This window comes from Streptomyces sp. NPDC014676 (genome assembly GCF_043084105.1).
GTDB lineage: Bacteria > Actinomycetota > Actinomycetes > Streptomycetales > Streptomycetaceae > Streptomyces.
On record NZ_JBIBZI010000025.1, the window covers coordinates 26,047 to 38,486 of the forward strand.

At 69.5% G+C, this 12,440-nt stretch carries 9 protein-coding genes; 8 read left to right on the forward strand and 1 reads right to left on the reverse strand.

Features of this window, described 5'->3' with window-relative positions; all coding sequences use genetic code 11:
* The first annotated feature begins 537 nt into the window (after positions 1-537).
* From ACF1DX_RS37410 to ACF1DX_RS37425, 4 genes are all read left to right on the forward strand, one after another.
* A complete protein-coding gene (locus ACF1DX_RS37410) occupies positions 538-900 on the forward strand; it encodes a WXG100 family type VII secretion target (protein ID WP_391795605.1) in 363 nt (120 codons plus the stop codon).
* Between the two features lie 52 nt (positions 901-952).
* Positions 953-1,279 carry a WXG100 family type VII secretion target gene (locus ACF1DX_RS37415; RefSeq protein ID WP_391795606.1) on the forward strand — a complete coding sequence of 109 codons (327 nt, stop codon included), beginning with the start codon at positions 953-955 and terminating at the stop codon, positions 1,277-1,279.
* Between the two features lie 78 nt (positions 1,280-1,357).
* Complete coding sequence (gene eccD / locus ACF1DX_RS37420; RefSeq protein WP_391795607.1) at positions 1,358-2,710, forward strand: type VII secretion integral membrane protein EccD; 1,353 nt, start codon at positions 1,358-1,360, stop codon at positions 2,708-2,710.
* Between the two features lie 25 nt (positions 2,711-2,735).
* Positions 2,736-5,387, forward strand: a complete 2,652-nt coding sequence (locus tag ACF1DX_RS37425; protein ID WP_391795608.1) for a right-handed parallel beta-helix repeat-containing protein — start codon at positions 2,736-2,738, stop codon at positions 5,385-5,387.
* A gap of 41 nt (positions 5,388-5,428) precedes the next feature.
* On the opposite strand, the gene ACF1DX_RS37430 is transcribed toward ACF1DX_RS37425, so the two are convergent.
* Positions 5,429-5,956, reverse strand: coding sequence for a hypothetical protein (locus ACF1DX_RS37430; protein ID WP_391795609.1), 528 nt, complete (start codon positions 5,954-5,956; stop codon positions 5,429-5,431).
* A 286-nt stretch (positions 5,957-6,242) separates the two neighbouring features.
* Between ACF1DX_RS37430 and ACF1DX_RS37435 the strand changes: the two genes are divergently transcribed.
* The 4 genes from ACF1DX_RS37435 to ACF1DX_RS37450 form a co-directional block, all read left to right on the forward strand.
* Positions 6,243-6,548, forward strand: a complete 306-nt coding sequence (locus ACF1DX_RS37435) for a WXG100 family type VII secretion target (protein WP_391795610.1) — start codon at positions 6,243-6,245, stop codon at positions 6,546-6,548.
* Between the two features lie 2 nt (positions 6,549-6,550).
* On the forward strand, positions 6,551-7,030 hold the full coding sequence (locus tag ACF1DX_RS37440) for a hypothetical protein (RefSeq protein ID WP_391795611.1): 480 nt from the start codon (positions 6,551-6,553) through the stop codon (positions 7,028-7,030).
* 2 nt (positions 7,031-7,032) lie between these two features.
* Complete coding sequence (gene eccCa / locus ACF1DX_RS37445) at positions 7,033-11,094, forward strand: type VII secretion protein EccCa (protein ID WP_391795612.1); 4,062 nt, start codon at positions 7,033-7,035, stop codon at positions 11,092-11,094.
* 95 nt (positions 11,095-11,189) lie between these two features.
* Positions 11,190-12,440, forward strand: a 1,251-nt coding sequence (locus ACF1DX_RS37450) for a hypothetical protein (RefSeq protein ID WP_391795613.1), incomplete at its 3' end; no start/stop codon positions are given.

Below are 12,440 nucleotides of genomic sequence, written 5' to 3' on the forward strand. Positions count from 1 at the left end.
CGGGGCAGCGGCACCGCGACGACGCCGATGGCACGGCCGCCGCCGGGCCGCTCGTCCGGCGGGCGGGGACGGGAGAGGAAAGGAGCCGGTCCGGCGCCGGGTCTCGCCGCGGTGCCGGCCGCCCCGTGCCCCGGGCCCGTCCGGCCTCGGGCCCTCCCGCCCTGTTCCGGATCAGGACCCCGCGGCTTCCGGTGAACCAGCGGCGGTTCACGTCCGTTGTACTGCAGTGCGAGGGCTCACACCTTCGGTGCCGGCCGACGTGCCCCCGGGATGTTCCGTGAGGCGGCCGGACGCTCCTCGGACCGTTGCACGCCTGCCCGTTCCCGCCGAGGACCGGACAGTTCGTGGCCGGACACACGCCGCCGTCGAGCCGCGGCCGGCGGGTCCACCCCATGGGGAGCGTTCCGCGGGGCCGGGACGGTCCCGTGAGGCCGGCACGCACAAGTTTTTCCTGAGCCGAAGTCCGGCACACGCTTCAAGGAGAGCCGATGCACACAGCGCGGCCTCTCCGCCAACCAGTCCAGGAGGGCGCACGCCATGGCGGCGATCGAGGGTACGAGCGCAGGTTTTCAGGGATCGGACGGGGTCCTCTACAGCACGACCCCCGGGGAACTGGTGGACAAGGCCAGGGACATCACCGCCACTCAGGCGAGCGTCCAGGCCGAACTCTCCGCTCTGCAGAACTATGTGAGGGGGCTCGCACCTGCCTGGGGAGGTGTCGCGTCCATGGCCTTCCAGCAGCTCATGCAGGAGTGGGACACCCATGCGGCGAAGCTGCAGGAGGCGCTCCTCGGTATCGCACATGGCCTCCAGAGCACCGCCGACAACTACATGCAGGGCGAGCACGCGAACCTCACGAACCTGAACAACATCAATCTTCCTCCGGCTCGCCTCTCCTGAAGACACCGCACTGCCCGGAAACGAAAAGACCTCAGTCCTCGAAGGAACCGATATGCCCGATATCGAAGGAAGCAACATACACGTCGGCCGGGAGCTGGAGGGGGCGGGTCCCTACCTCAACGGCCAGGCGCAGCACATCATGGGCGAACTGCACGCTCTGAAGAGCCGTCTCCAGGTACTGATCGACACGTGGAACGCCCAGTCCGCGACGGAGTACCAGATGCGCATGCACGAGTGGGACATGGCCGCGGTCGGGCTCTTCGGCAGCGAGGCGGAGAACGGCGTGCTCGGTGAGATCGCGCACACGCTGCGCATCAACTGGGGCAATTACGTCGGAGCCGAGGAAGCGAACCTCAGGACGTGGGCCTCCACCCACTGATCCACCGGTTCGCCACGGAGGACCGGGCCGGCCGCACCGCCCCGCACCGCTCGTCGATGTGTGACAAGGAATGACCCAGTGGAAAATGAACGCTGCCACGTGACCGTGGTGGGGGCACGACGACGGGTGGATCTTGCCGTGCCCGCGGACGCGGCGATCGCCGAGTACGCTCCGGCACTGCTGGAACTGGTCGGAGAGGTCGAGTTCGACGAGACCTTTCCCCCCGTCTGGTCGCTCGCCCTGCCGACCGCCGCGCCCTTCCCACCGGAGGCGTCCCTCCGGGAATGCGGCGTCGTGGACGGGGCGACGCTGTACCTGAGGGATACGGCCGAGGGCGAATTCGACGAGCCCGTGGTCACCGACCTCGAGGAGTCGGTGAGCCAGGCCAGCGGGGACGCCGCCGAGTGGGGCCGGCGGCTGCGGGCACATACGACCCTGGTCCTCGGCCTGCTGGGGTTCATCGCCGGCTTCGTGGCCCTGGCCCTGGTGGCCGGGCGGGGGAGCGCGCTCGTGGTCGTCGGCGCCGGGGCGCTCTCCGCGGCCCTGTCGCTGGCCGGACTGGTGTGGCAGGCCACCCGTCAGGGCTGGTCCCTCCCGCTGGGACTGCGGCTGATCATGGCGCACGGCACCGTACCGCTGTTCGCCATCGGCGCCGCCGCGCTGTCGACCGCGGCGACGAGCACCGCCACGCTGCCGAAGGCGGTCGGCGTGGGCGCCGTACTGGGGGCGGTGATCGGTCTTCTGGCGCTTCGTCACGCCACCACACTGATGGCGGTGGCGATCACCGCCGTCGGGCTGGTGCTCGTCGTGGTCCTCGCCGGCACCACGCTTCTTGAGACGTCCGCCGTGGTCTCCGTCAGCATGATGGCCGTGCTCGGTGCCGCGTCCAAGGTCTCCGGACACTTCGCGGTGCTGGCGGGGATGCCCGGCGGCGGCACGGGAGCCCAGGACGCCGAGGCCCACGTGACACACCTGGTCAAGCGGAGCCAGCGGCTGCTCACCGGGATGAGCGTGCTGGGGTCCCTCGTCACGGCGGCCTGCCTGGTCGTTCTGGGCAGCGCGGACCAGGCCTTCGCGGTGGCCCTGGCCGGCTGCCTCGGACTGGCGCTCGTCCTGAGGGCGGGACGGCTGACGGTGGCGGCGGCGGTGGTGCCCATGGTGACCGCCGGGACCGTCGGCCTCTCGGTGACGCTGGTCCGCGCCCCGGGCAACTTCGGGTATCCGGACTGGGCGGGTGCCGTCGTGCTGCTCGGCGCGGCCGTGTTCGCGATGGTGCTCGGCCTGGGCCGGTCCTTCCGCACGGACGACGCCCGGGAACGCCCTTCGTGGATCGATCCGCTTTCCGGGTTCCTCCTGGTGGTCTCCGTACCGCTCGCGGTGGGGGTCTTCGGCGTCTACACATCACTGCTGCGCTTCTGGCAGGCGTCGTGAGTGCCCGGAACAGGGCGTGATGCCGGTGAGACTCAACGTCCTGCGGGTGGCGGACCGCGGCTGGGGCACCTACCGGACCATCACCGCCGCGCTACGGGCAGCGGGCCAGGGAGCCGTGATCCACGTCCAGCCGGGGGTCTACCGGGAGACCCTGGTCCTCGACAGTGACGTCACGGTCCTCGCGGAAAAGGGCCCGGACACCGTGCGGCTCGTGGGATCCACCGGCCCGGCGGTCAGCGTGCGGGCCGGCTCCCCCGTGCTGCGGGAGATCGTCGTCGAAGGCGCCGGGCACCGCGGTACCGCGGTGCTGATCGGCGGTGGTGCACCGGTGCTCGACCGGTGCACGGTGACCGGAGGCCGGGTCGACGTCATCGGCGACGCCACGGTGGAACTGCGCTCGTGCACGGTGGAGGACTCCAGCGACACGGGCGTCTACGTCACCGGTACGGCGCGCGTCCTGCTCCATGACTGCGTGATCCGGTCCATCGCGGGGCACGGCCTGATGTTCAACGACGCCGCCCGCGCGGACGTGCAGCGGACCACGGTCGAGCGGGTCGTCGGGTGCGGGATCGCCATGACGGGGCAGTCCCTGGGGCTCTTCGACAACTGCACGGTCCGGCACACAGGCGATGCGGCGGTACTGCTGCACGCCGCGGCGCGCCCGGTGCTGCGCGACTGCCGCCTGCACGACACGAAGGCGCAGGGGCTGCGGATCAGCGAGAAGACCGGGGCCGCAACCGCGCCGCAGGGGGCCGCCTCCGACGAGGACGCCACCGGAGCCGGCCGGGACGAAACGCGGATCCGGCTGGAGAAGTGCGAGATCTTCCGCACGGGACTCGAGGGTGTGCTGGCGGGCGACGCCGCCGATCTGCGGCTCCGGGACTGCCACATCCACGAGACGGGAGGGGCGGGGGTGATCGCCGCCGGTACCGGCAGGGTGGAACTCGACAGAACCCGTGTCGTCGACGTGCCCGGCACGGGCGTCGCCGCGCTGGACAGCGCGGAGGTGCGGGGGCAGGGCGTCACCATAGCCCGCACCGGAGCCAACGGGGTTCACGCGGCGGACACCTGCACCGTCCGTCTCTCCGACTGCGAGATCTCGGCCACGGCGTACACGGCCGCGCATTTCGGCGGGAACGCACGTGCGGAACTGCGTTCCTGCACGGTGACCGACAGCGCGCAGCACGCCGTGAGCGTCGAGGACTCGGCGGATCTCACGGCCGAGGACCTCCGGGTGGAGGGGGCGCGGATGACGGGTGTCGACGTCAACGGCGCCGACGCCGTCCTGCGGCGCTGCGTCATCAGTCAGGCCGAGACAGGCATCAGGCTGGACACCGGGCACCGTCCGCTGCTGCAGGACTGTGAGGTGCTCCGGTCCGCGGGGACGGCGATCGAGATCGCCGCGGCCACGGGTGCCGTCCTGCTGGGGGGCCGGATCGAGACCGCGGGGGCCGCCGGTGTCTTCCTCGCCGAAGGCAGCGCGCCCTGGATCGAGGACCTGGCCGTCGCCGATGTGAAGGGCAGCGGGCTGGTGATCTGGTCCGGGGCCCGGCCGCGGGTGCGGTCGGTGACCATCACCGGAGCGGCCAAGAACGGCGTCTATTTCGGGGACCGGGCCGAGGGGCTGCTGGAGGACTGTTCGGTCGCGGACACCGGTTACCCCGCGGTGTACGTGGGAGCGAAGGCAGGTCCGGTCCTGCGTCGCTGCCTGGTGCGTGACACGGATGAGGATCTGTCCCAGGCCGATGACGCGGACGCGCGTTTCGAACAGTGCCGTACGGACAACGTCAAGGTCGCCACCCTGGCCACGGTGGTCGAGGACCACGAGGAGTCCGAAGCGGAGCAGGAGCCCGCCGCCGAGGACCAGTTGCCGGAACTCCTGGCCGAACTGGAGCAGCTCGTGGGCCTGGACGACGTCAAGCGTGAAGTGGCGTCCATGGCCAAGGTCATGCAGATGGTCAGGCGGCGCCAGGAGGCCGGACTGCAGCCACCGCCCCTGTCCCGGCACCTGATCTTCGCGGGCAATCCCGGTACCGGCAAGACGACGGTGGCGCGGCTGTACGGGCGGCTCCTCGCGGCCCTCGGCCTGCTGGCCAGCGGGCACTTGGTGGAGGCCGAGCGCAGCGCGCTGGTGGGTGAGTACGTCGGACACACCGCGCCGAAGACCACGTCGGTCTTCCGCCGTGCGCTGGGCGGAGTGCTCTTCATCGATGAGGCGTACGCCCTGGTGCCGGCGGGACAGAGCAACGACTTCGGGCAGGAAGCCGTCTCGACCCTGGTCAAGCTGATGGAGGACCACCGGGACGACGTCGTGGTGATCGCGGCGGGTTACCCCGAGGACATGGAGCGTCTCATCGACTCCAACCCCGGTCTGGCGTCACGGTTCACCCGCACCCTGCGGTTCGACGACTACTCGCCGCGGGACCTGGTGCGGATCGTGGAACATCAGGCGTCCCGGCACGAGTACCGGCTGAGTGAGGAGGCGGCCGCGGCGCTGCTCGCCCACTTCGGCTCGATCGAGCGCACAGAGCGCTTCGGCAACGGGCGCACGGCCCGCCAGACCTTCCAGCGGATGACGGAACAGCACGCCATGCGGGTGGCGGCCCTGGCCGACCCCAGCGACGAGGACCTGACCGTGCTGCTGCCCGCCGACGTGCCCCCGGCGGTGGGGCAATGACCACGCACCGGGGACACGCCGGACGGACCGCGGCCGTCCGGTCACTTCTCCAGCGTGCCCTGGGGGTCGGGGAAACGCGCGGCCCGGTCCACCTTGCCGTAGGACTGCCCGGCCCGGTTGATCATCGCGATGAGGTTGCTGAGGAGGGCCAGCGAGTTGCTCTGCAACGACAGAGCCTTCTGCATCGTCGGGGCGATGTGCCGCGCGAACTCCGCACCGATGTCCGCGAGAACCTGCTGATCCTGGCGGTCCCTGTCCTCCTTGGACTGGTAGTAGCCGGTGTTCGGCGTCGCGCTGCCCCAGTTCATCGCCGCGATCGGCTCATCCGGCGGTGGCGGGCCCCAGAAGGCCGGTGCGTGCACCACGGCGTCCACCCGCGCGCGCAGCGTCTCGTACCCGGAGACGGCGTTGCGGCTCTCGGCGAGCAGGGTGTTCTCGGTCGACCGGACGGTCTTGGCGTCGAACAGGATCGGACCGCTGTCCGCGACCTCCTTGCTCGTCGCCCCGGTGCCCGAACCCATCTCGGGGTCGAGGTTGAAGCTGGGCGGCACGTCCCAGCCGACCGACATGGCCGGGATGAGATGACTGAAATCCTTTCCGGCGTCAGGGTTCTCGAAATCGTCGTGACCGTCGTGGTCGTTGTGCCCGTGACTTTGTTGCGGGTTGGGGGTGGGCATTTTTTCGCTCCCGTGTGTGTGTTCGGCGGAAACGCCGGTCCGGAACTGCCGCCGGCCGATCCTGGCCAGCTTCAGTCTGGCACAGAGGAATCCATGACGGGAACCCCGTCAGGGAAATCCGGGAGAATTTCGAAGGTGTGCGGCCGGAGTAAGGCCGGAATCGAGAAGGGGGCCTGTCGTGCCGGATATTTCACCCGGTGAATTCACGGTCGCTCTGGGGGAACTCCGGAGCGCGATCGGAACGCTGCGGCGGGAGAACGAGCATGTGTCGAACCTGATCAGCCAGATTCAGGGGCACTTCGAAGCCGCACAGAACTTCTGGAAAAGCCCGTCGTCCGCGTCCTTCGAGACGATGGCCGAGTGGTTCACGAGATCCTCGCGTGATCTTGAGGAGATCCTCGCGGAGGCTGCCCAGCGTATGCAGACCGCCTACGACAACTATGTCCAGGCAGAACATTCCAACACCCGTAATGTCGGAGGCTGAGCGTGCCCGAGAGTGCCGACCACGCCGCAGGACCCACCACGGGTGTCCCGGGTGCGGAGAACGTCGACTACGACAACAGGCTGATCAGGATCGACCCTGAGTCGCTGGCCATGGAGGGCGACAGGCTTCTCTCGCTCGCCAAGGAGATGAGCGACACGGTCAAGCGGATCAACGCCCTTATCTTCCACCTCAGGCTGGGGTGGGTCGCGGCGACCACCGAGGAGGTGAGAGCGTTCTTCGAACGCTGGGACATGGTCATGACGCAGATGTTCGGGAACGACGGCGATCCGATCGGAGTGCTGCCCGCCCTTTCCGGAGGGGTGACCGGAACGGCTGTCGGTTTCAGCCAGCTGGAGATCGAGCTCTTCTGGATGTTCCGGAACTTCTCCAACGAGCTCGCCGTTCCTTCCGGCGGTGATGGATCAGGACCTGCTGACCGTATCGGGCCTGAAATTCCCATCACTCAGGATTACGTGGACTGAAAATGACCAGGGTAGATTTCCACCGTCCCGCCAGAACCTTCCCGCCATCGGTTCCCGAGCAGCAGGTGGCATTGGCGGCCCCTCCGCAGAAGGCCACGGAGAACCAGGCTCAGACCTGGCTCTACATGCTGCTTCCCCTGCTCAGCAGTGTGAGCATGGCCGCTTACATGATCACCTTCGGCAAGACGTGGATGATCCTGCTCGGTATCGGTTTCGTCGTTCTTTCCATCGGCGTCATGGTGCTGGTCAGGACACAGACGAAGAACGCCAGCCGACGCACTCAGTACCGTCAACGGGAGAGATATGTGGAATATCTCTCCGACATTCGCGCACAAGCGCGGCAGGCGGCAGCGGCGCAGCGCGCGACCAACGCCTTCGTCCATCCCAGCCCGCAGCGGCTGTGGGCCGTCGTCACTGCCGGTCCGCGGCGCGTGTGGGAGCGCCGCCCGACGGACCCGGACTTCATGAAGCTGAGGCTGGGCATCGGCCGCGCCAGGCCGGCGATGAGCATCGTATTGAGCAAACACGGCGACCCCACCACGGAGCACGACCCCGAATCGCACCAGCGCGCGGTGAAGCTCACCCGCGACTTCGAGACCATCGGTCTCCAACCGGCCTGGGTCGACCTGGCGAGAACGGGCGTCCTGAGCCTGCTCGGCCCCCAGGAACGCACCGCCGAGCTGACCTCGGCCCTGCTGATGCAGCTTGCCGTGCTGCACGCCCCGGACGATGTCGAGATCATCGCCCTCACCCGGGCCGAGGACCACACGTGGGGATGGGTGAAGTGGCTGCCGCACGCGCGTCAGCCGGGTCAGGCGGAGCACGTCCCCCAGGTCGCCCGGACCATGGACGGCATCGCCGATCTGCTCCACGCGCACATCGACCGCATACGGCAGGAGCGCGCCGAGCGCGCGGTCTCCCTCGGCGGGCGCCGCGAGACGCAGGTGTCGCGGCACCTGGTGGTGGTGCTGGACGACTTCCGGCCAGGGGCGGACTGGGCTCGTCTGCCGCTGGTGTCGGACCTCCTGGCGGAGGCCGGCGCGGAAGCGGGCCTGCATGTGGTCTGCCTGGTCACCAAGGAGAGCGAGGAGCCCAGTAGGGTCGACGCGCGGGCCCGGGTGGACTCCGAAGGGAACCTGGCACTGGAGACGCGCCATCCCGGACTGGTGCAGACGGTGGCGGACGCCGTCGCCGACAAGCCCCCGTCGCAGCTGGGTGAGCAGGTGGCCAGAGCACTGACGCCGCTGAGACTCACCGGGGAACAGGAACAGGTCCTCGCACGCACCGTCGCGCTGCCCGAGATGCTGGGAGTCGAGGACCTGGGATCGTTCGACCCGACCCGGCTGTGGCGCAAGCCCGACGACGAGGCGCTGCTGCGGCTGCCGATCGGCTTCACGGGCGAGGGCGCTCCGCTCGTGCTGGATCTGAAGGAGGCCGCACTCGGCGGCATCGGCCCCCACGGCCTGGTCGTCGGGGCGACCGGATCGGGCAAGAGCGAGCTGCTGCGGACCCTTGTCACGGGTCTGACGATGACCCACGCTCCCGAGCACCTCAGTTTCGTCCTGATCGACTTCAAGGGCGGCGCCACTTTCGCGGGCGTGACCGAACTGCCCCACGTGGCGGGCCTGATCACCAACCTCGCCGATGACCTGGCGATGGTCGACCGTGTCCGCACGGCCCTTCAGGGAGAGCAGCAGCGGCGCCAGCGGATGCTGCGTGCCGCCGGCAACGTGGACTCGGTCCGCGAGTACCAGATCCTGCAGGAGGCCGGCGGAACCGACGTCGACGGCCGGCCCCTCGAACCGATGCCCTACCTGATGATCATCGTTGACGAGTTCGGTGAACTCCTCGCTCAACGGCCCGATTTCATCGACCTCTTCGTCCAGATCGGACGGGTGGGCCGAAGCCTCGGCATGCACCTGCTGCTGGCCACCCAGCGGTTGGACGAAGGACGTCTGCGCGGCCTGGAGTCGCACCTGTCCTACCGGGTGTGCCTGCGTACCTTCAGTGCCCAGGAGAGCCGGGCGGTGATCGGGACGCCCGACGCCTACCGCCTCCCCTCGATCCCGGGCTCCGCCTACCTCAAGGTGGACGAGTCCGTCTACGAGCGGTTCAGGGTCGCTCACATCTCCGGCGCGTACCAGGAGGAGAGCGAGCGGGAACCGGTGACCGGACCGGCCCCCGTACCCGTGCCGTTCGAGCTGCGGACCGCCGAGGCCGCTCGGACCGAGGACGACGACGCCGCCGAGCCGTCCGTGACCCTCGCCAGGCCGAAACCGGGCCAGCGAACCGAGATGCAGGTGGCGGTGGAACGTGTGCGGGCGTACGGCAACGCCGTGCACCAGGTGTGGCTGCCGCCACTGCCCGCGGCCGTCGAGCTCGACTCGATGCTGGGGCCCGTCACCACCGACGACGAGCGCGGCTTCCACTCCAGCCTCTGGCCGCAGGGCGGACAGCTCTTCTTCCCGCTCGGCGTCGTGGACCTGCCCAGCCGCCAGGAACAGCGGGCCATGCTCATGGACCTGTCCGGACCACAGGGACATCTCGTCGTCGTGGGCGGACCGCAGTCCGGCAAGAGCACCCTGCTGCGTTCGTTCATGATGAGCGCGATGCTCACCCACACCCCTCGTGAACTGCAGTTCATCGGAATAGACTTCGGCGGCGGCAGCCTCACCGGACTGGAGCGGGCACCCCACGTGTCGGGCATCACGACGCGGCACGACGAGGCGCGGACCAGGCGTGCGCTGTCCGTGATCCGGCAGCTGGTCGACGACCGCGAGCGGCTCTTCCAGAAGCTGCGGATCGACTCCGCGGCGGACTTCCGTGCCCTGCGCGACCAGCGGGAGCTGCCCGAGGACGTCAACGCCGCCGACGTCGTCCTCGTCATCGACAACTGGGCGGCGCTGCGCGCGGACGTCGAAGAGGCCGAACAGATCGTGCCCGACATCGCGGTACGCGGTCTCGGAGTGGGCGTACACCTCGTCCTGACCGCGAACCGCTGGGCGGAACTGCGCTCCAACCTGCGGGACACCATCACGGGCCGCCTGGAGCTGCGCCTGGCGGAACCCGCCGAGTCCGAGATCTCCCGGCCCCTGGCCCGGCAACTGCGTGCTTTCCTGCCCGGCCGCGGCATCGTGGCACCCGGAAACGTCTTCCACACGGCGCTGCCGCGCCTGGACGGTGCGGCGGTGACCGAGAACCTCGGCAAGGCGCAGGAAGCGGTGGTCGACGAACTGGCCGCGAGCTGGTCCGGCCCCACCGCCGCACCGCTGCGGGTGCTGGCCGATGTCGTCACGCCGGAGGAACTGCAGCGGGCCTGCGAGGACCTCCCCGGCGGGACGGCCGCGCTGCCCGACAGCGCGGTACCCATCGGGATCCGGGACTTCGATCTCAGCCCCGCGGTGCTCGACCTGGAGGCCAACGGCCCGCACTTCCTCGTGTACGGCGATCCGGGGTCGGGCAAGACCACGTTCCTGAAGTCGTGGATGCGTTCCATGGCCCGCCGGCGTTCCGCCTGGGACGTGCGCTTCATCGTCGTCGACTACCGGCGCGGGCTCCTGGGCGCCGTCGACGAGGACTATGTCGGCGCGAGTGCCGGCGATCCGGACTCCGCCACCGCCTACCTGCGGCAGGTCGCGGAAAAGCTCAAGGAACGCATCCCGCCCGCGGGCATCACCCCGAGCGAGCTGAAGAGGAGGGACTGGTGGTCGGGGCCCGAGCTGTACGTCGTGGTGGACGACTACGACCTCGTCGCCGGCGGCGGGGCCATGGCACAAGGGCCGCTGGCGGTGATCAGCGACTACCTCACCCAGGGGGCCGACATCGGATTCCACATGATGCTCGCCCGCAGAACCGGGGGCGTGGGCCGCTCCTTCGCCGATCCGGTGGCCGGCCGCATCCGTGACCTCGGCTCCGACGGCCTGCTTCTGTCGGGTGATCCACGTGAGGGAGCGGTCCTGGGGGATCAGCGCGCGCGGCGTCTCCCTCCCGGCCGTGGCCTTCTCGTCTCCCGCCGCGGCGGCGCCCAGCTCGTCCAAACGGTGCAGGACCTGGCGGACACGTAGGCCTCGCGCCCCCGCCGTTCCGCCCGATGCCCGTCAGCCCACGATCACTCGTGGGTGGCCCCTGCTTGGCCGCCCGTCCGTGAGGAACCCACACCATGCCCCACTTCGATGACTCCCTGATTCGTGAACTCGGACGTCAGTGGATCGAGAACGGCCAGAGGCTCCACGACTACGTGACCGTCATGGACAGCAGCATGTCCTTCATGAACGACGGGTGGACGGGCAAGGCCGGAGAAGCCGCGCAGGTGGTGTGGAGCGGGGTGGCCGATCACAACGTCCGTCACGCCCTGCTGGAAGCGGGCCAGGTGGCCCAGGACGTCGGAAACGCGATCATCGCCTATGCGGACGAGTTGCAGAAGACGGTCGAGGAGATCGACCGGGCGCACATGATCGAGGCCCTGGCCTCGATCTTCGGTCTCGTTCTGGGGCTTGCCTCCTTCGGCATCGCCGGTCTGCTGGGCCGGCTCCTCGCCTCGGTCGCGGACATCGTGGCGGGTATCGTGTCCAGGATTTCCTCGATCGCCTCCGCCGCGGCCGGAGCAGGCCGCGCGGGCGCCTTCGTGACCGATGCGGTCATCAACGCGGCACTGACCCTGGGCACGGACGTCCTCTCGAACCTGATGGCGTCGAAAGCGGTCAACGCGCCGCTGCACATCAACTGGCAGTCGGAGGCAATGAACGTCGGCCTGGGCGTCTGGATGGGCGCGGGAATGGGCGGTCTGGAGTCCGCGCAGGGACACCCCAACACGACGGGCAGGAACCTGCCGCAGGTCTCGTCCTCCGCCTCCGTACCCAAACCCGCCGAAGTCAAGGTCTCGACCACGATCGAGAGCTGGACCGATTCATCCCCGGTGCCGCTCTCGCAGGGGCCCAACCCGGTCAACCTCAGCGTGTCCGGCATCCGTGGGGCGGAGCCGAGGACGAACCACGCGCCGCCGGCGAACATGGGCGTGCAGAGCCCGGCTGTCAGCCCGCCGCACGCGAGCACAGGCCGGGAGAACGCGGCCGTGCGTACGCCGGAGAGCGTCGTGGGGGTGGAAGGCAGCCGCGGTCAGGTGTCGGCGGGGCATCCGGTTCCGGTGGTTCGTGAGAACGCGGGGGTGGAGGCGTCGGGCGGCCAGTTCGCGGGCGGCCGTGCCGGGCAGGCGCCGCCGGTCCGGGAGGGGGGCGATGTCACTCCCGTGTCCCGGGCGTCAGACACGTTCCTCGACTCGCCGCCGCAGAGTGTGAACCGGGAGAACGTGGTTGCGCGTACGCCGGAGAGCGTCGTGGGGGTGGAAGGCAGCCGCGGTCAGGTGTCGGCGGGGCATCCGGTTCCGGTGGTTCGTGAGAACGCGGGGGTGGAG

Bases quoted from the DNA above. Each gene is read 5' to 3' on its own strand.
- eccCa (WP_391795612.1), top strand. From the start codon at position 7,033: ATGACCAGGGTAGATTTCCACCGTCCCGCCAGAACCTTCCCGCCATCG.
- ACF1DX_RS37415 (WP_391795606.1), top strand. From the start codon at position 953: ATGCCCGATATCGAAGGAAGCAACATACACGTCGGCCGGGAGCTGGAG.
- ACF1DX_RS37430 (WP_391795609.1), bottom strand. From the start codon at position 5,956: ATGTCGGTCGGCTGGGACGTGCCGCCCAGCTTCAACCTCGACCCCGAG.
- ACF1DX_RS37410 (WP_391795605.1), top strand. From the start codon at position 538: ATGGCGGCGATCGAGGGTACGAGCGCAGGTTTTCAGGGATCGGACGGG.